Below are 24986 nucleotides of genomic sequence, written 5' to 3' on the forward strand. Positions count from 1 at the left end.
ATCCCCAGGTTCGACTCGGCAGCGAACAGCGTCTGTGTTCCCGGCGCTACGCTTCATCGCTCTTGCCAATCATCTTCGCATCGAGAGGCTCCTTTGCACCCTCGGCCTGCAGCACGATAGCGCTGCAGCTGTTCGTAGAGCCGACGACAACAGGACCGCGCGCCTCGCCGACAAGTCCGCCTGCATAGAGGAGATCACGTGGATGATCGGCCGTGACGATCAGATCCAACTTGTTCGCCGTCCAGCCTTCGATGGTCTGTTCACCCGAAACCAGCATCAAACCCGCAATGCCGCCGATGGATTCGGTTTGATGCGCCGCCGCACACGCCGTCACGGTCAACGACGAGTTGGCGGCCGACAGCGCCGTCAAGCTGTCCGTCACGGATGCCAGACCGGTCGCGTCGACTCTACCGACGAGCATCCCCATGTGCACTTCGTTCGTCTTCCATGTCCCGTCAGCGCTGCTGACGCTGATGGAAAAGTTCTCGATGCTGCTATGCACGATGCGCGTGTTCCAAGCGTTGCCCACAAGGCCGCCGATATTATGACCGGTGTTGTGCGTTGTGTTACCGCCAGTAGGGTTGAGGCCAGTGATCGAGATGCTCGCCACGCTGTCCGAGGTAAGCGTGCACCGGTCGATCGTGCCGTTCACAACAACTCCGGCAAGGCAGCCGAAAGCCGCATCGATGCTGTTCGTCCAAGCAATGGTATGGGAGCCGTCTTCTTTCATCTCGATGTTCTTAAGCGTGCCTCCGTTCACATAGGGAAACAGCCCCAGGCGGTGGTCTTTTTCAATCGAAAGCCGTGCGAAATATCCCCGGATAGCATGGCTTCCTCCATCGTACAAACCGCGAAACGGCCGGATGAACTGGTAATCATACGTCGATTGCGGAGCCGCGCGCATATCGATGTCGCGCTCCTGCAGGAAGGCATCGCCCATATACTGCTCTTGCACGCTGGAATCGCTGCCGTTCGGAGCGAGCGCGCCGGGGAACTGCAAGGCATGGCGAACGCTCCAAGCAGGCTGGGCTTTTCCGTTGCCATCGAAGGCAGTGGCGGCTCTCACCTCGCCGTTCTCGTGCGCGACAGCGCGCGCGAAGTTAAGGTTGAATGAGTATGTGGCCGTTTTGCCGCCGAAGGCGTACGTGATGGTTTTCGTTGACGTTTTCATCGATGCGCCGGTATTGAACGAGAACGAGCGGAATGCCCTGTCGTATATGGTCAGCGTGCCCTGCTCGGTCAAAGATTTTTCGAACCAGGTGCCCTTGGCGACGACTGGCTTGCTCTTGTCGCCCTCGACGAAAGGAACGATCAGGCGATATCCCCACGAGTCGATGGCAAGGCTATCGTTCAGCGTATCAAAAGCGGTCTGCGTCTCGCTCAAGTAACCGTAGTAGCCGGTTGAGCCGTCGGTGTACTGCTCGAAGTACACGAGCCCGATGCCCACCTTGACGTAGCTTCCCTTCAAGCGGTTGTAGCCATAGTCGAGCACGCCGCCGTAGGTGCCGACTAGCGTGCCGACGCCGACGTCGATCGCTTTGCCGTCTCGCGTCGTATCGCACGTCCAGCCGACGAAAACGTCCTCGTCGCTCTTGTTGACGCCCGAGAGCACCGTGGCATACCGGGCATCATCCTGCACGGTATAAGGCACGTACTGCATGGTGTACCCGGCAAGGGGCGCGCCTGTATCGTCGGCGTATTCGACCACGCGGTAAAACAGCCAGTCGTATTCGTCGTTCAGTTCGAAATCTGCTGCCTCCGTGCTCCGGCAGAAGTACTTTTTGCCGTCAATACCCGACTGCACGAACGCGGCGGGCTGGGCATCGAGCGCGCCGCTGCCGGCGGCAGCGCGATACAGCCACAGCACCGTGTTGGTCATCTCGGTGCTGCCCAAGCTCAGCAGTCCTTGATTCGCCTTGATGTTGTCAAACGCGAGTCCCGGCGCGATGGAATAGTAGACGCGCAGGCTATCGGAACCGAGGAACCGGTTGCCCGCGTCTCCGAGCCCGCCCTTGTCGCTCCGCGATACCGTCCACGACACGTCCGAAGACGATGCGCCGAATTCTTCTTCATACTGCTGCCGAATGGGAAGGTTGAGACCGTACCCGTAGCCGCGAGAGCCGGTGCGCTGCTTTTCCCGGAGAGTTTCCTTGAGGTTTCCGTTTCTGATGCAATCGTTGAAGAACGCCTGCACATCGGCCATGCGCGGAGCCGTGCGCACGTAGATTGACGCATTCTGATCGGCGTCGAGCAGCCCGAGGCTGCCGAGCGTCGCATACGAAGACGCACCGCCGTTTACAGCCACCGAAACGATGCCCAGATCGGCAACGTTGCGGCCCGCGATGTCCTCGTATGCGGTGCCCTGTACGTCGTACCAGGTCAGAACGTTCTCAAGATCGGCAAACCCCTTCGCCCATTCCCATTCGTTGTCACGCATATAACCCGCACGCGTATATTCGCCGTTGGCTCGCTGCACCCACAGCTCCCAGACCTGGTACTGGTGCGTGCTCTTGCCACGATAGGAACCGGCAACGACGCGCAGCTTGAGGGTATCGTCCCCGACGGCCCGGTCAGAGGAAATCCAGCCTCCTGCGTAAGACTGCCATCCTGCCTGCTTGTTGCGCTTGGCAAGCTCGTTGTTCGCCGCCGTCGCCTTCATCTTGAAGTCTTCGGCGATCGGCACAGCTTCGGCCTTGTAGATAGGCGATTCCGTGGTCGCCTCTACCGTCGGTTGCGTATAGCGCGCTGCATCGAGATAGCTTTCAAGCGCACCATCGACCTCCGTGTCCTCCACCGTCTGGGAATAGGGGGTGCTGATCATGAGCGTAAGCTTGCCCACTGGCGCAGGCCACTCGATGAATGCCGTAGAGGTGGCAGGAACACAGCCGTCGACGTTGGGGCTGATCCTGGTAGACGCTTTCGCCTCCACCGCATCGCCCGGCGCGAACCGCTTCAGCTCGGCGGCGATCTCCTTGCTTCCAGGGATCGCGCTTGCATCCTCGACGGCCCTGGCAAGCGCATTCAAATCGATGGAAAACACATTGCCTACCCCGTCGAGCGTGCTCTGATTCACCTGTTTGAGAAGATCCGAAGCTTTGAGGGTTATGCTCGTGGCATAGTCGCCCTGCGTTTCGTCGTCGTCCGCCCCCACGAGAGAAACCGTTACTGTCTTCGTTCCGCTCGAAAGACCCGCAATGCGCACCGCCGCGGGCTGCTCACCTTCGGCATGTTCGGTTCTCGTGAGGATCAGGCTCGTCTGCGTGGCGCCCGCCCCCGTGATGCCGTCAAGGTTGGGATCGCGGACCAGAAGCCGACCTGTCGATTCGTCGATCGAGATCACCGGGTTCTTGAGCGCAATAGCCGATGTCGCACCTGCGGCCGTCCCGGCGAACAGCCCGATCATGGGATCGTTCGATGTGCGAGCGCCGAGCGCGGTCGATCCGCCTCCGGCGGCGTAATATGCGTAGACGCCTTGAGCGCTATCCGCATTCGCACTTCCGAAGAATCCGGATTTTCCGTCGGCAAAGAACACGCGCACGACCGAGGCGGTTTGAGCATCAAACTCGATAACATACTCCGCGTCGCGCACATCCTCGTCGATAGAGAGCGAGGGAACGATGCCTGCGGACTTCGCCTCGCCGGCGGTCATATAGTACAGCGGTCGGCTTCCGTCTCCGGGCGCTGCGGTGGCTTCGGGGTATTTGCAGTCTTCGGCATGCGCCCCCTCTCCGCCTTGCTGAATGGACGTCCACCAGGTACCCGAAACTTTTTCACCGGTCATCTGAGCTTGAGCGGCGTTGGCTATCTGCTCGGCGGCATTGTTGAGTTCCAGCATGCGCATATTGCTCTGAGCGGCAACGATAGAAGGGATAGCGATGGCGACCAGCACGATAATGACGGCAACGGCCAGCAAGAGCTCCGCGAGGGTAAATCCCTCGGTATACCTTGCACGCCCTGCCACGATTCGCTTCGGTCTCGATTTACTCGCACGCCATGCCATCGGCTGCTATTCGCCTTTCGCCTGGGGGGTGTTATTTACACGTCCAGACTACCATATCCCTACCGAAAGGCAGGGGGCGGTATCGAGGTTGAAATTATTTCAATATCCCCTTTATCTTTACATGTTCGTTCGCGGATTGCCGTTACCGTCCGAGCCCTCCAACCGCCTTCTCGAGCGGGAGCGGCGCGGGCAGTCAGCGACGGGAGATCCCTTTCGATCAGCGATGGCACTTCGGTTGACGCCAGCCGTGGCACTTCGAGCCGATACGAACTATGAGGTGTTCGGATTATTCGGAGGAAGTTTCGTCAGGCGCCTATGCGTTCGCTCGACAGCCGATGCCGACGATCGTCTTCCGCTCGCTGCTCGGCATCGCGCACGAGAGCGTCGGAGCTGCGCTCGCCCTGCCGACACGGCTCCAACATGGACACGACATCATCGTATACTCGAAGAAGCTGCGGCATAAGCGCTCGCGCGCTTCCAAGATCTCCTGCACACAGGGCATCCGACAGGGCGGACGCCTGCCGGTACAGCGCCGAGAACGACAGATTGCCAGCGACGCCTTTCAGGCTGTGGGCCTCACGGTAGGCTGCTTCGGAATCGCCTGCTTCAATCCGGCGCAGCAGCGCTTCGACATGGCGGTCATCGAGAAATTTGATGGCAAGTCGCTCGTACAGCTCCATGTTGCCGTCGAAGCGGTCGCGGGCATCCGCGCAATCGATACCATGCTCGCGCAAAACATCCTCTCGAACAGCAAACACTGGCGATCCTTTCCCTTCGGTTTACATTGAAGCCGCAGCAGCCGACAACCGACCGTACGCCACGATGACGGCCGCTGCAGCCGACCGCGGACGCAGGCCGCACGCGGCCGCTTCACGTTCCTTATGCGAACGCGAAATCCAAGAGCAAGCGACGGCTACGCTCCCTCGCCGAAGACGAGTTCGCGTTCCTCGCCCACGAGGGCGGCTCGCGCCTGGTCGCGCAGATTGTTCACGCCAATGAAGAACTGGCGCATCATCACCACCATGAGGTACCGGCCCTTGGCGGTGAGCGTCAGCTCGTCGGGCGTATCGCGATCGAACGCCCCCGACGCCTTCATGAACGCCATCTCAACAGGCAGCCCCTGCTCGACGGTGCACCCAAAGTCGCGCTCGAACTGTCGTTTATCCAGCCGCAGGCCGAACAGCTGCATCATGAAACGGTAGCGCATACGATCGTGCTTGCTGAACGTCGTCGACCCCATGAGCGACATTCGCCCTGATGCGATAGCGGCGTTATAATCGTTGACGGAAAACGTATTCACGTACAACCGGTTGCCCAGATACGTGATACCCCCGCTGCCGATTGCCGGGTACTCCTCGTAATCGACCACGTACTCGTCGATCATTGCGCGCTGATCAGGCGTCGGCGAACCGCCGCGCGACGAATTGGGAACCATGGGCAGGAACGGCACCGCGCTTGCATCCTGGGCCTGCGCGACAACCGAAGGCACCCGCTTGTTGAATGTCCATGCGCTTCCGTGTTCGAACAGCGGATCGGAACCGCCGGCCAGTAGCTCAGAGACGATCTCGTAGTACGTCTTCTCGCGCGCATAGTCCACGCGGCCCACCGTGCGTGCGAGCGAGCGCGCCACGCTCGGACTGGCCATGAGCGGATAGAACGTCGTCTGGCTCGTCCCGCTCGCGATCACCTTCTCGATATCGCTGATGAGGATGTCTTCGGTCTGAGCGGGAAAGTTGAAGATCATGTCCACGTTAAGCGACGTGAAGTATGGGCTGGCCTCGCTGATGCGCTCGAGTATCTCGGCACCGCTGCCGTATTTGTCGTAACGGTCCATCTGCTTGAGCAGGCCGTCGTCGAAGCTCTGCACGCCCACGCTCAAGCGCTGCACGCGGCCCTGCAGCTTGTCCAAGTACGTCGGGATCAGATGATTCGGATTCGTTTCGCTGGATACTTCCTGGATGGAGAACGTTTCCTTCGCCAGATCGATGGTGTCGCACAGCTCGTCGATCATGATGGTGGGCGTGCCCCCGCCCACGTAGAGGCTGTCAAAATCGTAACCCAAATCCTTGAGCATCATCATCTCTTTGCGCAGATTCTCAAAATAGGGAACCGCGCGCTTCTCGGAAAACGGGAAACGGTTGAACGAGCAGTATGGGCATAGCCGCTCGCAGAACGGCACGTGCATGTATAGCATATAACGCTGACCCGGAACGGGCGCGGGAACCCGCGCATCATCGGTAGGCTCCAGTCTCAAATACTGTTTTGTGCACTGCCGTACGACGGCCGTGAGCATGCGTTCAGATAGCAAAACGATGACCTCTTCCGTTTGGTGCAAAACCGCAAAGGTGCCCCGAAGGGCACCCCCTGATGGTGCTAATCCCAGGCTTCTCGGCCGGCTGCAGCGCGTTTGCCGATATCGGTGCGGTACTGCTTGCCCTCGAAGTTGATGAGGTCGACCGCCTCGTAAGCGCGTTCGCGAGCCTCGTCGAACGAATCGCCGAGCGCTACGACGTTCAGCACGCGGCCGCCGGCGGTAACCAGTTCGTCATCGATGTTGCGCGCAGTGCCCGCATGGAACACCGTGACGCCTTCCAGCTCTTCGGCCTCCTCAATCCCCAGGATGACCTTTCCTTTCTCGTAAGCACCGGGATACCCTTCGCTCGCCAACACCACGCACACGGCCCATTGCTCGGACCAGCGCAGTTCAATATCATCCGGCCGGCCTTCGGCTACGGCCAGCATGATATCAACCAGATCAGCATCGAGACGCGGAAGCACGACCTGCGTCTCCGGATCTCCAAAGCGCGCGTTGAACTCGAGCACCTTCGGGCCTTCCGAGGTCAGCATGAATCCGCCGTACAGCACACCGCGGTACTCGCGTTCGAACGGCGCGCGAGCCGTCGCAGCGGCAGCATTCTCCATGACCGCCCGCATACCGGCCAGCTCGTCGGCATCAACGATGGGCACCGGCGAGTACACGCCCATGCCGCCCGTGTTGGGGCCCAGATCCCCGTCGAAGGCCCTCTTGTGATCCTGAGCCGTGGTCATGCAGAAGGCCTTGCCGCCCGTGACGAACGCCAGAAGCGAGCACTCAGGGCCATCGAGACACTCTTCAATGAGCACCGTCGAGCCCGCTTCGCCGAATGCGCCGTCGAAGCAAGAGCGCACGGCTTCCTCGGCATCCTCCAGATCATCGGCCACGATCACGCCTTTGCCGGCGGCCAAGCCGTCGGCCTTTACGACGATGGGAGCCCCCAGCTCGCGCACGTAGGCAAGCGCCGGATCCAGCTCGGTGAAGCTGGCGTAGCGCGCGGTGGCAATGCCGTTGGCGTCCATGAACTTCTTGCTGAACGTCTTGCTGCCCTCGAGTCGCGCACCCTGGGCATCGGGGCCGAACACAGCCAGCCCTTCTTTACGCAGCACATCGGCCACGCCGGCCACAAGCGGCGCTTCGGGTCCGATGACCACGAGTCCGATGTTGTGCTCGCGCGCGAATGCAAGCACGGATTGCCCGTCTTCCACATCCAAATCCGCGACGTTGTGCGCAATGGCCGCCGTACCGCCGTTGCCTGGCGCCACGTACAGCTCGTCGGTCTTCGGCGACTTCGCCAACGCCCAGGCGATGGCATGCTCGCGACCGCCGCCTCCCAACACCAAGATGTTCATGTCAGGTCCTTTCAAACCCAAAGCCCGTTCTCGTTCGCTCGTTCGTCGCGCCCAGCGCGCCGATGGTGCAGTGTTTCACGTGAAACATTTGTTCCTTCGTCGCACTTCTTTGAGGCACAATGTTTCCCGTGAAACATTTTGTGCTGCAGCTCATTCGCTCCCAGGTCGTTCGCTCACCAGCCGTTCGCAACGTCGGTGAGGCCTTTTGCAGCGCCCCGCTTTGCCGTGAAAGCCAGACGAAGCGTACTTCAGTGCGCGAGGAAGGCCTGGAGCGGCAAAGCGCGATGCTGCGAAGTCGCAGCATCGCGCCGTTCCGGCGGCCTGCCGGCCGCCAGACCCCCCTACCGATCCCAGCCGCGCATGATGGTCTGGTCGCGGTCGGGGCCCACGGCAATAATGCTGATGGGCACGCCGGTGATCTCCTCCAAATATTCCACGTAGCGCTGCGCGTTCTCGGGCAGCTCCTCGAAGGTGCGGCATTCGGTGATGTCGACGCCCTTCCAGCCGGGCAGCTCCTCGTACACGGGCTTCGCGTGGAACAGCACGCTCTGCTGCATGGGGAAGTAGTCGTACACCTTGCCTTCGCACTCGTAGGCCGTGCACACCTTGATGGTGTCGAACGCGGAGAGCACGTCGAGCTTCGTGAGCGCCACATCGGTAAGGCCGTTGACCTCGGCAGCGTAGCGCGCGATGACGGCGTCGAACCAGCCACAGCGGCGCTTGCGCCCCGTGGTCACGCCGAACTCGTGGCCCACCTTGCACAGAAGCTCGCCGACCTCGGCTTCCTCGCCCTCGCCGCCGTCTTCGGGAAAACGCTGCTCAGTGGGGAACGGGCCGCCGCCGACGCGCGTGATGTAGGCCTTCTGGATACCGAGCACCCGATCGATAGCCGTGGGACCCACGCCCGAACCCGTGCACGCGCCGCCGGCGCAGCACGACGACGAGGTGACGTACGGGTACGTGCCGTGGTCGATGTCGAGCAGCGTTCCCTGGGCGCCCTCGAAAAGTATCGATTTGCCTTCGCGCACTGCTTCGTTCAGCAGCTGCGCCGTTTCAGCCATATAGGGTTTGAGGATGCGGGCGTAGGGCAGATATTCCTCGCAGATCTCGTCGACCGTATAGGTGTGCAGGCCGTAGATCTTCTCGAGAACGGGGTTCTTCTGAGCGAGCACGGCTTCCAGCTTGAGGCGGAAGATTTTCTCGTCCAGCAGATCCTGCACGCGGATGCCCTTGCGGGCGGCCTTGTCCTGATAGCACGGCCCGATGCCGCGCTTCGTCGTGCCAATTTTGTTTTCGCCGAGACGCTTCTCATCCGCACCGTCGAAGTCCTTGTGGTACGGCATGATGATGTGCGCATCACAGCTGATTTTGAGGTTCTTGCAGGAGATTCCCTCGGCCTCGAGCATGGCCATCTCTTTGATAAGCACGCCGGGGTCCACCACCACGCCGTTACCGATGACCGGCACCGCGTTCTCGTACATGACACCGGAAGGCATCAGGTGCAGCGCCAACTTCTTGTCGCCGTGGATGACCGTGTGGCCGGCGTTGTTGCCGCCCTGGTAACGCACCACAAAATCGTACTCGCTCGCGATCAGATCGGTGACCTTGCCTTTGCCTTCGTCTCCCCACTGAGCGCCGATCAGAACCGTGCTGGGCATACGCGTCGCGTCCTTTCAGTGCCCCGACTCCGTGGGCGGGGCAATCCGTAACAACCCCTGCATTATAGTATATTTGCCCGTACGTCCCGCGTGTCGACAGCGTTTCTTGAGAAACGCGCAATCGGCCATACGGAGCGAGCGGGAGCGAAGGAGCAGCCGGATGCGCAGCGCAGGTAGAAGCGCAGGATGCGGACGGAAGCCCAAGGGCGTGCAGACGGGATGCCGCTCCAAGCTTAAAGCCGCACCAAGCAGGATGCGAGCGAATGAACGGAGTCGCGTACGAGAGCAGAGTGCGGACAGAAGCCTAGGAGCGCGCAGGATCGGGATGCAGGCCGACAGGCGGGCGGACCGTAGCTAGAGTCTCACTTCGTTCAACGTGGGGTCCGCCTCGCGCAGCGCCTCGACGATCTCTTCGTGACACGTGAGAAGTACCACTTGGCGCACACGCGCGAGTTCCGCGATCGCTTGGGCTGCGCCCGCGCGGCGCACCGAATCGAAGTTCACCAGGATGTCGTCGGCCAGTATGGGCACAGAACGGCCAACGTTGTCCGCCGTCATCAGCAGTGCGATGCGCAGCGCCAGATAGAGCTGTTGACACGTGCCGAGCGAGAGATGCAACGGATCGTGCGCGTTCTTCACAGCGTCGATCACGCGAAGGCGTCCTTCCTCGGTCATGGAAACCTTCGCCCAGCGTCCGTCGGTCATGAGGGCTAACAGTCTGCTGGCCTGGCGGTACACCTCGGGCTGGCTTTTGCTCTCCCATGCGGCAATGGCCGATTCCAGCATCCGCTTCGCAAGCAGCAAGCGAGCGTATTCGCGCGCGTACTCTTCCTGCTGCGTGCACGCCTGCTCGTAACGCAGCTTGAGCTCGTCGAAGTCCCGCAGGTGAACCGCCTGCGCCAGCTCCTGCTTCAGCTCGCCGTAGCGCCGGTTCAGAGCCTCGCTCGCCTCGAGAAGGCCGGAACGCTGCCGGGCCTTCTGGGCAAGGAGCGCATCGATAGCGTCGAGAGTGCGCTCGCCATGCGGAAGCATGTGCTCGAAAAGATCATCGCGCTGACGCTCGGCTTTATCAAGGCTATCCTCGAGCGCGATGCGACGAGACACGAGCGCCTGCTGACGCTGGCGGAACAGCCGTTCCTCCGCGCGAGCCTCGCGCGCTTCGTCAAGCAATGCGCGCGATTGCCGCAACGAGCCCAGCGCCGGCCCCAAGCCAGCAGCATCCAGCTGGGTGCGAGCGCGCTCTTGAAACGCCGCGCGGTTTTGCAGACACGCTTCGAGCTTCTTCTTGTCCTGAAGCATGATCCAGTGCGCATCTTGCTTGCGCGCTTCTTTTGCGTCGGCGGCCTTGTCGGGACGGAACAGCATCACGAGGGCCGCAAGGGTTACCACCACGGCGAACACCACAAGGCCCACGCCGAGCGCCGTAAACGAAAGGCTCGCGATCTCGCGACCGTGAATGAACAACGGCACGCCTGCGACCATGAAGACGAGCGGCAGCAGGATGGACAGCGCCACCTGGACATGGCGCTGACGCGCTCGGCCTTCGGCATCTTCAGCATCTTCCGCCTCAAGCAGCGCCTCGAAAGCGGCTTTCGAGGTTGCGAAGTTATCCTGAGCGAGGTCCACCGCATGCTCGCATTTCGCCTCTTCGGAGGCGAGCGCGTCAAGACGATCGCGCAGCGCGCGCTCGTCTCCGGCCGCCAGATGCATGAGCGGAACCAGGTCGTCGTCATGCTGGTCGCGACGCGTTATGGCCAACTGCTCCTCTTCCGCGACGAGCGCGGCGACGCGCTCGCGGGCCTCGGCTATCTCGTCGTTGAGCTTTTTCACCTGCGCTCGATGCGCCGAGAGCGCTTCGATGTCGGTGTTGAGCGCATCCAGGCGCGCCATCATCTCGTCACGCTGGGGCGCCAGATCGCGAAATTCCTTGTCTTCACGCTTGAAGCGCTCGGCTTCTTCGAATGCGACTGCCAACCGCGCGCGCAGTTCGTCCTGTTCGGCTTCGAGGCGCACAAGCGAGCGAACGGCGCCTGCCGAACGCGATGTGTAACCGGCCAGCAGCTCATCGATCTTCGCGAGCGCATGAGCAGGGGACGCCCCCGTGCCCGAACCTGCCGTAAGCAGCTTCGCCGTCATGTCGGTCGTGTTGCGCAGTGAACGCAACTCGTCGCTCGTGAGCGCGAACATGGTCTGGAACGTTTCCTTGTCGATATCCGCGACAAGAGTCGTGTCGCCCTGCAGGCCGTCGACGTTGCGTACGCGCGTAAGCTCTATCTCGTCGGCTTCCCCGAACTCGCCGAGTACTTCATTACCGCCGCCTTCGCTGGCACCGCGCTGTTCGCCCATGCCAACGGGCTCGGCAGCATCGGGGATAGCGCCGGCGCCGTAACGTTCGCGAACGATTCGGTTCTCGCCGGCGTCGCCTCGGTCATGAGCTCCGCAGTTCTCGCCGGCGTCGCGTCCGCTGCGAGTTCCGCGGTTCTCGTCGGCCCTGTACTCTGCGCGCGGGACGGCGAAGAACAGCGATCCCGCACGCTCGGCGTTGGTCGGCTTGTACGTGTTGCGGCTGCCGCGTGCATCCTCCCAGCCGAATAGCACGCCGCCGACAAATGAGGCGAGCGTAGTCTTTCCCGCTTCATTGCGGCCGAAAACGACGTTGAGGTTCGGCGTGAACGGGCCCACCACTTTGCCGGAAAAGGCGCCGAAGCTTACAATATTGATGCGTTCGAGGAAGGGAGGCCTCATCGTTCGTCCCCCTGAGAAAGCAGGTCGAGCACGAGGTTCTCGGCATCTTCGGCCAGTTCCTGTACAGCACGGATGCACGAACCGGGCAGCGGCACATTCTTCTTCAGGAACTCGTCCTGCACATATGCCACCTCCCCCTCGGCGTTGCCGCGCTGCGCTTCGGCGACCTGCAGGAACACGGACGGGAACAGCCCTTCGCTTCTGAGCGCTTCCTTGTCGCGCGGCTGCACCGTCGCATCGAGCAGCGTGTCGCAAAAGAACTCCGAATAGGAGTCGTTCACGTGCTTGCGCAGGTCGTCCAACACCCCGGGGCGTTCGAGAAGCGGGTGCAAAGACGTCGCGCCCTCAAGCGTAATGCGCGCCACCATCTGCTCGCAGTGAGCTTTGCCGTTCTCGCGAAACAACTCGCGCATGATCTTGTCGGCGATGCCGGCCAGGCTATCGCAATCGGATACGTCCACGGCCATGCGCTGCCAAACAACGCTGGCGGTGGGAATGAACTCCACGCGGTTGCGCGCGCCTTCCGTGAGCGTGACCTGGTACACCCCGCGCTCACCGGTTTCTTTCACGTCGCGGCCCTGGATGCAGCCCGAGAATACAAGCCTAGGATCGTCGAACGACGGGTAGGCGAGTTTCAGGTGGATGTGGCCAAGCGCCCAATAGTCCATGCCCGCGCGCATGAGCACTCGCGGCTCGACCGGGGCCTTCACCGGATCGACGTCCAAACCTGTGTGCAACACGCCCACTGCGAAGGGGGCTTCGCCCGCACGCGGATGCAGCTCGGCAAGCGCCTGTTCGGCAGCAGCTCGCGTGACGCCTTCGGCGATGCATTCGTCGATAGGCCACGTCTGATTGTAGTAGCCGCGCCCACCGATGATGCAGAGCGGTTCGCCCTCGCGCACGAACAGCTCGAAGCCGGGACGATCGGCCGGCAGCATGCGCGTGCTCGGCGGGAACGCGAAGAAGTCGCGCGTCCACGATGTGTACGGATCGTGATTGCCCGAAACGAGGTAGGATGGGATGCCCGCTTTGTCGAGGCGCTTGAGTCCCTCGAAAAAGTGCAGGTAGTCACCGTAGGAGGCGCGCGCAGAGTCGAATATGTCGCCGGCAATGACCACGAAGTCGACTTGACGGTCAAGAGCGGCGTCGATCACGCGATCGTATGCTTCGACAATGGCAGAGAACAGCCGGTTGGCCCACACGTCCGACAGCGCCCGAAGCCCGCGAAACGACGCGCCCAGGTGGAGGTCGGCAGCGTGGATGAATGTCAGCTGTTTCGGCATGAGCCTAGTGTAGCGCTTGCGCGGTTCGGCTGCGATCAGGCATAGGCCCCCACGCGTGAATCGTCGATGAAATCCATGAAGCGCGTGAACTCAGCGTTGAATGCAAGCTTGATATCTCGCGTAGGTCCGTTGCGGTGCTTCGCCACAATGAGTTCGGCTTCGCCCATATTGGGGCGGTCGTCGCTTTCGGCCTCTACCTCATCCATGCTGCGATCAATGAACATGACGATGTCGGCGTCCTGTTCGATGGAGCCCGATTCTCGCAGGTCGGATAGCATCGGGCGCTTCTTGCCGCGCATCTCGACCTGGCGCGAGAGCTGCGAAAGCGCAATGACGGGCATGTCCATCTCCTTCGCAAGCACCTTAAGGCCACGCGATATCTCGCCCACCTCCACCGCGCGGTTGCCGTCGCGGCGCGTCTGGGGCGGCTGCATGAGCTGCAAGTAGTCAACCACGATGAGGCCCTTTTCAGCGCCGCGCAACTCACGGCGAGCCTTCGCGCGCAACTCCAGAATCGAGAGCGACGGAGTGTCGTCGATGTACATGTCCAACTTCGAGAGCGTGTTCGACGCGTCGGCGATTGCCCCCCAGTCGGACTCCTGCAGTTGCCCGGCACGCAGCCGCGACAGGTTGACGCGCGCCTCGGAGCACAGCACACGCTGCACCAGCTGCGCTGCGCTCATTTCAAGGGAGAGAAACGCCACGGTCACGCCAAGCTTGGCGGAGTTGGTAGCCAGGTTGAGGGCGAACGAGGTTTTGCCTACGCCGGGGCGCGCAGCCAGGATGACCAGGTCGCCCCCACGGAAGCCGTGGAACAAATCGTCGACATCTTGGAAGCCGCTCGGCACGCCAGCCATGCTGTTTTTCTGCTCGGCAAGCTTCGTAATCTCGTCGAAAGCGTCAGTGAGCAACGTGTCCATCTTCTTGAATTCCGAGGACACGCGCTTTTCGGTGACGTTGAACAGAATCTTCTCGGATTCTTCGACCACCACTCCCAGATCATCGGGCGCATCGTAGGCGAGCGCGTTTATTTCAGTCGATGCTCGGATGAGGTCGCGCAAAATGGAGGTGCGCTTGACGATGTCGACATGATTCTGCCAGTTCGTGAGGGCGAACGTGTTGTCGGCGAGTTCCACGAGATAGGGTTTGCCGCCCACCGCCTCCAGCTGGCCCATCGCTTTGAGGTTGTCGGCGAGCGAGATGTGGTCAATGGGAATGTGGCGCACGTACAGGTCGATCATCGACTCATAGATGCGCTGGTGGGCAGCGCGATAGAAGTTTTCCTTGACCAGTTTTGGCGCCACTTCCTCGATAGCCTCTTGGTTGAGCAAGCATGCCGCCAGCACGGACTTCTCCGCCTCGATGTTCTGCGGCTCCATCTTGCGCCGGTCGGTGACGGTGGCCTCATCGGGTGCAAAATCGGCGTTGTAAGGCGCGTTCGGGGACATGCTCTCTTTCCTCTCAGCATATGCGGGATGCAGGGCAAAGCCCTATGATACAACAACAATAACTGCAGGTCGCCACCTATTTTCGACGCGAGCGAACACCTCCGGTTATCCACCGCCATAAGAAAACCCCCTTCGTGCCCATCAGGGCGAAGGGGGTTTTCCACGTTTTCCACAACTTTGCGCGGTGGAAAACGTTTTTAAGCAGATCGTGCTATTCGGCAGTCTCTTCGGCCGGAGCATCAGCCTCCGGGGCCTCGGGGGCCTCGGGAGTCTCTTCGACAACCTCGACGTCCTCTTCGACCACCGTCTCCACGAGCTCGTCTTCGGAGCCCACAACGCGCAGTTTCACCGTCGTCTTGATGGTGCGGTAGATGGAGATGGACACCTCATGCTCGCCAGCCGTCTTGATAGCCTGGCCAAGCTCGATGCGGCGCTTATCGACCTCGATACCGGTGCTCTCCTTGAGGGCCTCGGCGATCATCTGCGACGTCACGGAGCCGAACAGCTGGCCCTCGTCACCCACCTGGGCGACGACCTTGATGAGGGCGCCGTCAAGCGTTTCCTTCATCTTGGTGGCATCGGCAACGCGATTCTCCTCGCGCTTGGCGATGTTGTGCTTGCGCTGCTCGAGCTGCTTCAGGTTGCCTTTGGTCGCGGGAATCGCGATGTTCTGGCGGAACAGATAGTTGTTGGCAAAGCCGGCGGCCACGTCGACAACGTCGCCTTCGCCGCCCTTGCCCTTCAGTTCTTGGAGCAGGATGACTTTCATGGTTCCTCCTTGCGCCTAGCGGCTGCGACGGTCGCCGCGGCCGCTGATGGCGGGAACCGCATAGGGCATCAGAGCCATCTCGCGAGCGCGTTTCACGGCGTTCGCGATGTCGCGCTGGTGCTGGGTGCAGGCACCCGTCACGCGGCGCGGCTTGATCTTCCCGCGGTCGGTAACGTATTTGCGCAGCATTTGCGTGTCTTTGTAGTCAATGTACTGCGTGTCCTCTTTGCAGAACTGGCAGTACTTGCGACGCGGCTGCTTCGCGTAATCGGACATTTCAAACCTCTTTCGTGTCGCTTAAAACGGGATGTCTTCGTCGTAGACCGAAGAAGAGGCATCGACAACCGGCGGAACCGCCGCAGGAGCGGGAGCCGGAGCGGCTGCAGGGGCAGCATAGCCGCCGCCATACGACGACGAATCGCTGTTGCGGCTCGACATGAACTCCAGTTCGTCCACGATCACCTCGAGCTTGCTGCGCTTCTGCCCTTCGCGCTCCCACTGGCTCCAGCGGAGCTTTCCCTCGACGGACACCTTCGTACCCTTGCTGAGATAGCGCGAAAGGCTCTCGGCACGGGCGCCGAACATGGTGCAGTCGATGAAGTTGGGGTAGTCCTCCCATTCGCCGGTCTGCTGGTTCTTGCGACGGTCGTTGACCGCCACGCCGAAACCGAGCACGGGAAGGCCGCTGGCCGTAGAGCGCAGCTCGGAATCCCTTGTAAGGTTTCCGCTGATGATCACTCTGTTGATGCTCATGTTGTCTACCTCTTCTCACATGCCAGGCCCGAAAGGCTTCGGGCCCGAAACGTCTTTTCTAGTCGCGATCCGGACGCTTGACGATCATGTGACGCGCGACCGCGTCGTTGATACGCAGGATTCGATCGAGTTCTGCAACATTGGCGGGATCGGCATGAAAATCGATGAGAGTGTAGTCACCGTCGGTCAGACCGTTGATCTCGTAAGCGAGTTTGCGCTTGCCCCAGTTGTCGACGTTGTCAATCGTGCCTTCGCCCTCGGCGATCGTGGTCTCGATACGCTTCATAACGGCGGCGCGGGTTTCTTCGTCGATAGACGGAGCGACAAAAAACAGCAATTCATAAGCCTTCATCAGCTCACCTCCTTTGGACTGTACGGCCCCGGTGCTGGTGAAGGCACACTACCCGGGGCAGGATTAGCCTGACTATTCTAGCAAAAGGGCGAGCACACGTAAGCCGCAACCGATCCGCTCATCCTTTTACACCGTTTCGCCACACTTCATGCACCGGCTCCGCCGACCCCCCGAGCCTTTGCGCCAATCTCCCATCAGCGTTCCGAATCCTTGCCCGATCTCGTATCAGCGTTCCGAGTCCATCCCGCCGCCTCCCTATGCCGAGTTGCGGCGGCGGGACAACGCCTTGTCCAGCCAACGTCCGAACTTCGCAAATCCATACTAGCAAGCTCAAACAGCGCTCCGATGGCGCACGTCAAACGCGGCGGGACGCTACATTCGACGCGGAACCGCCGCCGAGATGCTGCGAAATCAGCGTCCACCTGAAGCATGTCCAGCGCACACCTAACGGGCATCCAGCGCGCGTCCAACGTGTTTCTAACACGACAGCCAGTCCCCGCGCACTCAGCCTTCGTTCGACCGACGTTCGTGCGACCGACGTTCGTGCGACCGGCTCTTGTTCGACGAGCAACGGTTCGCGGGCGCTTTGCGAAAAAGTCGGTGCCGTGGTCGACGAGCAGGACGAAGCGCCACCGTAGGAAGCGCAAAAACGCAGGATGTTTCACGTGAAACATCCTGCGTTTCAAACTTCGCGGAGCAAACTGAAACGACCGCAGGCGCGAAAACGAAGGTCGGGTTTCGGAGGCCTGCGGTGGCGATGCAGTGGCTAGGCCTCGGGTTTTTCGGCATCGTCTTCGACAGCGTCGTCTTCGTCGTCGAGGTATTTCTCGTCAATCTCGTCATCGTCGTAAGCGTCGGCGCTCTTGAGTGCGACCATGAAGTTCGGAGCCTCACCGATGTAGGCAGGCTCTTCCTCGAAGACAAGCGCACCGTCTTCGTCGGCTTCGTACAGAAAACCGACGGCATAACCTTCGTCCTCGCCGGGCACGCCGCCCTCGGCAATGAGCGCATCCTTCGTACCATCGTCGATCTCGACGTACCCGTCGTAGCATAGGGCGTAGGCGTCCGCACCGCGCGCATTCTGCACCGTATGGCGAGCGAAGTTGAAGCACTCCTCGGCTGTCTCGCCGGGATGATTCTCAATGAAGAGGTTGTCCTTCACGACAAGCGCCGTGTACGGGATCACGTCCTCTCCCTGAAGCATCTTCTCCTTCGCTTCTTCAAGCGAGAATAGCAGCACCTTCTCCAAAATCTCAGGAATCTCGGGAACCTGCACGTCGGAGCTTTCTACTACGCGATCGGCCATAGCCTCGTCCTTTCAATTGCGGTGAGCGCGGCGCCGGACAACATCGATCCCCGGAGCGGTCGCGCGTGCCAGGAACCCGGTTTCAGCTCCATGCTTTCCTGATCGACAGCGGCCCAGATGGAACAGGCATGCCGAACGCGGAAACAAGCGGCGCGCCGAGCACGGAGCATTTCGGGATACCACTCGCTCGCCAAGTGGCGAAGCGCACGAGCATCGGTCCGAACAGCATCCGGTGCCACGCTTTTCGTTGCCACTCAGTGTAGGGGTTGGTGTACTTCGCACGCAGAAGAAAGCCCGGTTATTCGGCGTATCTTCAAATTTCGACGCGCATGACCGAACGGGCGATAAACCAACTCCGCGCACAGGAGAACCCGTGCAGACATCCCCTCGTACAGCGAACAGACTCCAAATAGCAGATAATCATCGGATGGGGATGCGGAAGACTTCGCGCACCCCGATCGAGCGCGAGGCGTGCGAGAACGAGAAAGGAATTCTCCCGATCTGGCATTTTTGCAGGGAGAACCACCAAGGCGGTTTCGCTGCCCCGATTCCATTTTCCCGAATTCGACGATTATTTGCCACCGCACCCACGTCAAGAATAAAAGCTGCAGAACACAGATCGCTGATTCTCCTCAAGCCGAGAAGGCGGGGATTCTTCGTCGCAGATAACGATGCGCTACATTTGGGGCCTAGTGATGGCGATGGCAGCCGCGGTGGCAGGAGCGATGCCCGCGACGACCCTTCTTCTTGCATTTGATGCCTTTATCCTTTGCTGCAAGAATAATCTTCTCAGTGATCGTATTGAGCTGGGCTATCTCCTCTTCAGTGAGGCACGAAAGGATCTCTTCGGCAGTGCGGTCATTGGCTGCGAGACGCTTTTCCGCGACAGTGCGCCCCTCATCCGTGAGCTTCACGATGTAGGTGCGCTTGGCGTCGGCGCCCTCAATGGCGACGAAATCGTTGCGCTCGGCCTTCTTGACGATATCCTTTAGATCGCGTCTGCTGATGCCGATGATATCCACCAACTCGCGCTGCGTGGCAGCGCCGTCGCGCTCAAGCAGCGCGCGCATAAGCGCTCCCTGACCCTTCTTGAAACTTTTCGGCCCGTTTTTGTGAAATGTGCGGCGTACGAACTTGTCGGCTTTTTTGAGCTGGTTCAATGTGGCGGTCGCTTCATTCATGGAGGACTCCTTCTTCGATGTGCGCCTATCTTCGCTTTGCCCGTCTCGCATTCACTATAAGCCCCGAGCACGGGTATGCGCCTATTCACGAGAAGAAAATCACTCTTCAGACCCGAGAACCAGTCGGCCCAGGACGCCGCGGCCCCGAGCACGGGCGGCAGGGCGGCCCGTCCCGTGCCCTCCCGGGCGAGCCCACGGGGCCCGAGGGGCTACTCGGATTCCTGGGGGACCTCCACGTTGTAGGAGGCGTCTTCGGGCATGTCGTTGACGACGATCTCGGCCTTCGACTTGAAATCGGCGAACCAGTCCCGGTAGCCGCCGTCGGAGGCTTCGCTTTCGAAGGAGGCGCGCGCAGCCTCCAGGAGGGCCTCGGGAACCTGGCCGACCTCGGTCAGGCCGCCTTCGGGGACGTCGAACTCATCGGTGCACATGACGAGGCAGACGCCCTCTTCGGTCTCGAACGGCTCGCTTACCTCGCCCGCCTCCAGGCCGGCCAGCGCCTCGGCGTAGGCCTCCCCCACCGGCGAGAGCGCGTCCCATCCCCTGTCGCCGCCGGTGGCGGCACCCTCGTCGGCGGCGCGCTCGTCGGCGGCGTCGGCGAACTGGACCTCGCCGGATTCGACGGCGGCGCGCAGCTGCTGCGCCTCGTCGGCGCCATCGGCTGCGAACAGGATGCACGAGGAGCGCTTGGCCCCGTCGTAGCCGGCGGCCCGCTCGAGCAGCTGCCCGTCGTCAGGTGCGGCGGCCTCGGCGAAGGAGTCGGCGAGCGCCGTCTTGAGAAGCGAGAGCTCCACCTGGGCGCGGTAGGCCTCTTCGGTCGTGTGCGAGGAGGCGAGCGCCTCGCGCCAGGCCTCGTCGGACTCGTAGCCCTCCTTCGCCTTCTGCACGGCTTCGTCCACCTCGGCGGCGTCGGCCGACACGCCGCGCTCGCGGGCCGCCTGGCGCACCAGCTCCTCGTCGACGTAGTAGTCCACCACCTCCTGGCGGACGGATTGCGGGGTGTAGCCGTTGTCGGCCAGCCACGTGGCCCATGCGCCGTCGTCTTCCAGCGACGAGGTCGCGCGGAAGTCGTCGATGTAGGCGGCGACGGTCTCCTCGGCGACGGGCGTCCCGTTCACGGTGGCGGCCGGTGCGGCGCCGCCGCAGCCAGCCAGCCCGATCGCGCAGCTTAGGGCAAGCGCCGTCGCGATCACCGCGCGGGCGGGATTCGATGCTTTCATAAAACGTTTCCTTTCTCGTGCGGGGAAAGTTCCCCCTGTGTTTTCGGGATGGGCCGCCCTTCGCAGCCGGCGGCGTGCTCGGCAGTCTCGAGCAGAGCGAGACCGGTCCGGGTGATCCGGTAGGAGTTCTCGGCCGAGGCGCCGTTGGGGTGGGTGCGCCGGGTCGCGTCGAGCGCGCCTTTGCGGACGAGGCGCTGCAGGGCGCAGCGCGCCTGGCAGGCGGAAAGCCCCGTCTTCGCGGCGACGTTCGCGATGGACACGACCGCGCCGCGCGGCCCGTCTAGGTGCGCTTGCACGCAGGCCAGGACCGCCAGCTCGCGCCCGGCCGACACCGACGACTTCACTCGCGGCACGGCCGTCGCCCCACATCCCGCCCGTCCGGCTTGCGGGGAGCCTCGTCGCGGCGCGGGCCCTCCCGCCTGCGGGCCTCGACGGGCCCGGGGCGAACCTCGAGCCTGCGGGCGGCGGCGTCGATCTCGTCTTGGAGGACCTCGTAGCCGGCCTTCGTGAGGACGTAGCGGTTCGCCCGCTGGCCCCCGTCCTCGTCGAAGCGCGCCTCCACCACGATAAGCCCCTCGCCCTGCAGCGCCCGGCAGGCGCTGCGCACGCGGCCCTCGGTGAGCGCGAGCGAGCGCGTCATCAGGCCGAAGGACGTGCCCTGGCCGGAGTTCTCCTCCGCGCGGACGGCCAGGTACGCGAGCACGCGCATCCTGGTCCTCTCGAGCGTCTTCCTATCCGTGCGAGCCATGTCTGTCCGCTCCTTTCAAACGCGCTTTACGAAACCGTCGCCTTGATGACGGTGCGGACGCTTCTTGTGCCCGCACTGATGGTCTGCGCGGGACCGATGGGCGAGGCGGACATCGTGAGCGTATCGGCCTCCCCGGGCCGGATGGATCCGGTGAGGAGCACCTCGCCGGAAGCGCCGCCCACGGCCTGCTTGATGTTCTGGCCGTTGAGGGAGAGGACCACCTCGTCGAGCAGGCGCTGGTCGTCGGTGGTCTCGTAGAGCGCCAGGCGCACCGCCTTGGTGGAGCGGCTCTCGTTTTCCACGGCCACGCTCACGTCCCGCGTGCCCGCCTCGTCCAGGCGGCCCTCCTCGTCGGTTTTGATGGTCATCTTGATGTTGGAGGGCAGCACCACGCTGATGACGTCCTCCACCTCGCCCACCTTGCCCGTGAGCACCGTCTCGACCGCCGCGCCGTCGCGGTCGATGATCGCCTCCGCGCCGAACGCGGGGGCGGCGCAGGCGAGCGCGAGCGCGGCCGCCGCGCAGATCACCCTGCCGGGCGCTGCCCTGTACGTCAGTCTTTCCATGTCAGCCTCCCACCTTCACCTTCACTCCGGCAGCCACCGTGCCGATGTAGCTTTTGTCGTCTGTCCTGTACGCCTCCACCAGCGCCGTGCAGTCGTACTCGCCGGTGGGCACCATGGCGTCGAGTGCATCTTTCTCCACATAGGTCCCCGGCTGGAGCAGCCCGGTGGCGTACACCTCCTCGCCGGTGTCGTCGCGCACGAGCCTGAGCCTTGTGTACTTGGCGTTGCCGGCCGGGTTCTCGAACATGACGGCGCCCTCAGACGAGGGGGTCTCGAACGCCATGCGGGTGTTGACGGAAAAGCCGATCATGCCCTCGTCGAGCGCGCGCCGATCCTTTTCCGAATCCTCCTCGCCGAAAAGCGCGCCCACCACGATGTTGCTCTCCATGTCCTCGTCGGGCCGATCGTGCAGAGCACACCACGCGCACGCGAGCGCCACCGCCAGCAGCAGCGCGGCGAGCGCGGCGATGCGCACACGCCGGGCGCGCCGGGCGTCGTCGGGCGGGTGCGGAAAGGGCGCGGCCATCAGCTGCTCTCTTTCCGCGATCCGCCGCCGGCGGCCTCGGGGCCGGGGGCGGGGGCGTCGGGCGATCCGGGGGCGTCAGCCTGCGGGGCCTCGGGAGCCTGCGGGGCCTCGGGAGCCTCGGTCTGCGAGCCGTCGGGAGCGTCGGGGCCGGGGGCGTCAGCCTGCGGGGTGTTGGGCGATCCGGCCTGCGAGCCGTCGGGGGCCTCGGGGCCGGGGGCGTCAGCCTGCGAGCCATCGGGCGATCCGGCCTGCGGGGCGTCGGGGGCCTCGGGGGCCTGCGGGGTGTCGGGTTCGGGATCCTCTTCCTCGTCGCGCTTCTTGCGGCGGACAAGCAGGATGACGAACAGGACTAAGGCGAGCAGCGCAAGCAGCGCCGCGAGCAGCCACGGCCAGGGGCATGCCGAGCCCTCGTCGGACCCATCGGACTTATCGGAGGCGGAAGAGCCGGGCTTCGCGGCATCGCCCTTCTTTGCGCCAGGCGCAGACGATCCCGCGCTATGCGGCGCGGCGGCATCGCCAGGCGCGGCGGCATCGTCGGCGGTTTTGGATGCGCCGTCGCGCACGTCCACGGTGGGCATGGGGTTCGCAGGAGGCCGCGTCGAGCCGTCTTCGCCACCGACGTCTGGCTCACGCGAGGGCCCGGGGTCTTCTGCGGGCTTGTGCAACACCACATGCCACACCTCGCCGGCCAGGCCGTGGCACACGAACCGGGCGGTGAACGTGCGGTAGCCCGCCTTCGACACGGACACCGCGTAGGAGGCGTTCTTGGACAGGCCGGACACGCGCACATCCCCCTCAGATCCGGTGGTCTGCGAGGACGACCCGCCCTGCACCGTCACGGACGCGCCGGGGACGGGGCGCCCCGAAACGTCGAGCACGTGCACCTTCGCCGCGTACGTGACGGCCGGCGGCTTGGGGGCGTCCACCTCGACCTCGATCGTCACCTCCACCTTCGCGTCCACATCCACATCCACGTCGGCGGCCAGGGCCTGCAAAGGGGCGCCCGATGCGAGCGGTACCGCCAGCGCGGCGACAAGGCACGCAAAAAGAAGCGGTCTCGCCGCCGCGCGGAGCCCGCTCGCCGGGGCCGTCCGCGCCGTTCCTTCTGCCTGCCTGGTCATGGTTCTACCTGCTTTCAGTCGCTTGGAGCCGGATCCCGGGGCGTCCCGGGGGCCGTTGATCGTGCAAATGCCTTACGCGGGGCATCTTCGGAGCGGGCGGCGAGGGGACATCCCTCGCCGCCCGAACGGTTTCGAATGCCTCGGAGCCAGAAGCTAGACCGTCGGCTTGGTGGAGGTCACCGTGAACGTCGGCTTGATCTGGAAAGAGTCGCCATCGGTCCATCCGGCCGGGTTGACCTGGCCGTAGATCATCATGGCGTCGGATTCTTTCGCTGTCGTGCCGTCGGTGGAAGCCTCGATCTCGCCCTTGTTGTCCTTGTTGAACGGATAGTACTTCGTCGTCGAAGTGGTCAGCCAGTCGGTGTCCGTGCTGAAGTCGGCCGGCGCTTCGGCGACGGACTTGATGCCGATCATCATCTGATCGCGGTTCGACGCGGTGTAGGTGGGGGCGGTGTTTTTCAGGTCGGGCGTCACCGTCGTGCCGGGGGTGGCGGCCGACGTCGCGGCCACGCCGGAGATGTAGGCGTACACCTTCACGCGCGAGAGGTTCTTCACCTTGTAGTTCGTGGGGCTCGTGAACTGGCCGTGCTTGTTTGAGGTGGTCGAAGCGCCGGAGCCGGTGTCGCCTGCCGCGGCGTCAGCGACACCCGCCGTCGCGCCGGGGTCGACGTTGAACGCCACGGTGGTGGGCATACTCACCGACAGCGTGGTGGCCTTGATGGTGCCGGTGAGCGTGGTTTCCGTGCCGTCGAGGCCGATGGTCTTGTCGGTTTCGGCCTTGGTGCCCGTCGAGTCTTGGGTCGCCTGCTCCGATCCGTTGTAGTTCGCCGCGAGCGCCGTTGTGGGCACGCATATCGCGGACGCGAGGGCGACGCTTAGCGCGAGGGCCCCTATCTTCGTCTTTCTCATATACCTTCCTCCTTCATTGCAGATGCTCTCCCCTTGCCGGGGCTTCGCTTGTGCGGCGCGGTGCCGCTTCGTCCCGCTCATGCCAGACGCACCACCTCCCTTTTTCCGGGAGGCTCGCGCCCTGCGCCGGGCGGGCCGGCCCCTGCGGGCCACAGATGCGTCGTCCTTTCCATGCAACGCCCCCTATCCCTGCACGTAGACCGTGATCTCGGCGGCCGCCTGGCCGATGGGGGCGTTGTCGGAGAGCTTGTAGGTCTCGAAGTAGGCCGTGCAGGGGTACTCCCCCGGCTCCAGATCCGCCTCGAGCGGGGCGCTTTCGATGTACTGGCCGGGATCGAGGTATCCCGACTGGTAGATCTTCTCGCCGTTGTCCTTGCGGTAGATCGCACAGGTGAAGCGGTTGTTGTTGATCTCGGCATTCTCGATCATGAGGTTGCCCGGGCTCGCGCCGTCGGGAAACGACGGTGTGACGTTGATGGAGAACGTGAGCATGCCCTCGTCGACAATCTTGTCGAGGTCTTCGAAATCGCCGGAAAGCGAGCCGACGCGGGCGTTGGCGTCGGGCAGCATGCCGTCGCGGTTCGGATCGGGGGAGGTCAGCCATAAAAACAGCGCGATGCCGGCCGCGATGAGCAGCAGAAGCAGGATGGAGAGCACCACCCATTTGCGCTGGGACTTCTTCGCGGGGGCGCCTGCGGGCGCGGGGCTCGCGGGGGCGCCTGCGGGCGCCCCGCG

21 protein-coding genes and 1 pseudogene are annotated in these 24986 nt (G+C 62.9%); all 22 read right to left on the reverse strand.

Annotated elements, in window-relative coordinates:
• Positions 1-46: 46 nt before the first annotated feature.
• Complete coding sequence (locus C2L71_RS10995) at positions 47-3961, reverse strand: pilus assembly FimT family protein (protein WP_129588514.1); 3915 nt, start codon at positions 3959-3961, stop codon at positions 47-49.
• A 344-nt stretch (positions 3962-4305) separates the two neighbouring features.
• Complete coding sequence (locus C2L71_RS11000) at positions 4306-4758, reverse strand: Hpt domain-containing protein (protein WP_239926655.1); 453 nt, start codon at positions 4756-4758, stop codon at positions 4306-4308.
• A gap of 155 nt (positions 4759-4913) precedes the next feature.
• Complete coding sequence (locus tag C2L71_RS11005) at positions 4914-6308, reverse strand: radical SAM protein (RefSeq protein WP_103265803.1); 1395 nt, start codon at positions 6306-6308, stop codon at positions 4914-4916.
• A 65-nt stretch (positions 6309-6373) separates the two neighbouring features.
• Complete coding sequence (gene purD / locus C2L71_RS11010; protein ID WP_103265804.1) at positions 6374-7666, reverse strand: phosphoribosylamine--glycine ligase; 1293 nt, start codon at positions 7664-7666, stop codon at positions 6374-6376.
• Positions 7667-8007: 341 nt separating this feature from the next.
• Complete coding sequence (locus C2L71_RS11015) at positions 8008-9324, reverse strand: adenylosuccinate synthase (protein WP_103265805.1); 1317 nt, start codon at positions 9322-9324, stop codon at positions 8008-8010.
• Between the two features lie 354 nt (positions 9325-9678).
• Positions 9679-12069: an AAA family ATPase gene (locus C2L71_RS11020; protein ID WP_103265806.1), complete on the reverse strand. Its 2391-nt coding sequence runs from the start codon at positions 12067-12069 to the stop codon at positions 9679-9681.
• Complete coding sequence (locus C2L71_RS11025) at positions 12066-13352, reverse strand: metallophosphoesterase family protein (RefSeq protein WP_103265807.1); 1287 nt, start codon at positions 13350-13352, stop codon at positions 12066-12068. The genes C2L71_RS11020 and C2L71_RS11025 overlap by 4 nt, the downstream gene beginning before the upstream one ends.
• Before the next feature lie 35 nt (positions 13353-13387).
• A complete protein-coding gene (dnaB, locus tag C2L71_RS11030) occupies positions 13388-14800 on the reverse strand; it encodes a replicative DNA helicase (RefSeq protein WP_103265808.1) in 1413 nt (470 codons plus the stop codon).
• Between the two features lie 211 nt (positions 14801-15011).
• The gene (gene rplI / locus C2L71_RS11035; protein WP_103265809.1) at positions 15012-15569 is read right to left on the reverse strand and encodes a 50S ribosomal protein L9; all 558 of its coding nucleotides are present in this window, start codon (positions 15567-15569) and stop codon (positions 15012-15014) included.
• A gap of 15 nt (positions 15570-15584) precedes the next feature.
• Positions 15585-15845, reverse strand: coding sequence for a 30S ribosomal protein S18 (gene rpsR / locus C2L71_RS11040; protein WP_103265810.1), 261 nt, complete (start codon positions 15843-15845; stop codon positions 15585-15587).
• Between the two features lie 21 nt (positions 15846-15866).
• The gene (locus C2L71_RS11045) at positions 15867-16322 is read right to left on the reverse strand and encodes a single-stranded DNA-binding protein (protein ID WP_103265811.1); all 456 of its coding nucleotides are present in this window, start codon (positions 16320-16322) and stop codon (positions 15867-15869) included.
• A gap of 58 nt (positions 16323-16380) precedes the next feature.
• Complete coding sequence (gene rpsF, locus C2L71_RS11050; RefSeq protein WP_103265812.1) at positions 16381-16674, reverse strand: 30S ribosomal protein S6; 294 nt, start codon at positions 16672-16674, stop codon at positions 16381-16383.
• A 766-nt stretch (positions 16675-17440) separates the two neighbouring features.
• Complete coding sequence (locus C2L71_RS11055; protein WP_103265813.1) at positions 17441-17980, reverse strand: hypothetical protein; 540 nt, start codon at positions 17978-17980, stop codon at positions 17441-17443.
• 689 nt (positions 17981-18669) lie between these two features.
• Complete coding sequence (locus tag C2L71_RS11060) at positions 18670-19161, reverse strand: MarR family winged helix-turn-helix transcriptional regulator (protein ID WP_103265814.1); 492 nt, start codon at positions 19159-19161, stop codon at positions 18670-18672.
• A gap of 209 nt (positions 19162-19370) precedes the next feature.
• The gene (locus tag C2L71_RS11065; RefSeq protein ID WP_170042498.1) at positions 19371-20381 is read right to left on the reverse strand and encodes a peptidylprolyl isomerase; all 1011 of its coding nucleotides are present in this window, start codon (positions 20379-20381) and stop codon (positions 19371-19373) included.
• Positions 20378-20734 carry a hypothetical protein gene (locus tag C2L71_RS12175; protein ID WP_170042500.1) on the reverse strand — a complete coding sequence of 119 codons (357 nt, stop codon included), beginning with the start codon at positions 20732-20734 and terminating at the stop codon, positions 20378-20380. The genes C2L71_RS11065 and C2L71_RS12175 overlap by 4 nt, the downstream gene beginning before the upstream one ends.
• A complete protein-coding gene (locus C2L71_RS11070) occupies positions 20722-21129 on the reverse strand; it encodes a hypothetical protein (RefSeq protein WP_103265816.1) in 408 nt (135 codons plus the stop codon). Before C2L71_RS11070 ends, C2L71_RS12175 begins: the two co-directional genes overlap by 13 nt.
• Before the next feature lie 26 nt (positions 21130-21155).
• On the reverse strand, positions 21156-21695 hold the full coding sequence (locus C2L71_RS11075) for a hypothetical protein (protein ID WP_103265817.1): 540 nt from the start codon (positions 21693-21695) through the stop codon (positions 21156-21158).
• Position 21696: 1 nt separating this feature from the next.
• The gene (locus tag C2L71_RS11080) at positions 21697-22221 is read right to left on the reverse strand and encodes a hypothetical protein (RefSeq protein WP_103265818.1); all 525 of its coding nucleotides are present in this window, start codon (positions 22219-22221) and stop codon (positions 21697-21699) included.
• Positions 22221-23342 (reverse strand): carboxypeptidase-like regulatory domain-containing protein, encoded by a 1122-nt coding sequence (locus tag C2L71_RS11085; RefSeq protein ID WP_103265819.1) that lies wholly within the window; start codon positions 23340-23342, stop codon positions 22221-22223. Before C2L71_RS11085 ends, C2L71_RS11080 begins: the two co-directional genes overlap by 1 nt.
• Positions 23343-23495: 153 nt before the next feature.
• A complete protein-coding gene (locus tag C2L71_RS11090; RefSeq protein WP_103265820.1) occupies positions 23496-24251 on the reverse strand; it encodes a hypothetical protein in 756 nt (251 codons plus the stop codon).
• A gap of 183 nt (positions 24252-24434) precedes the next feature.
• A pseudogene (locus C2L71_RS11095) lies at positions 24435-24986 on the reverse strand (hypothetical protein); the annotation flags it as partial.

Origin of the sequence: Enteroscipio rubneri, assembly GCF_002899715.1 — a bacterium.
Lineage (GTDB): Bacteria > Actinomycetota > Coriobacteriia > Coriobacteriales > Eggerthellaceae > Enteroscipio > Enteroscipio rubneri.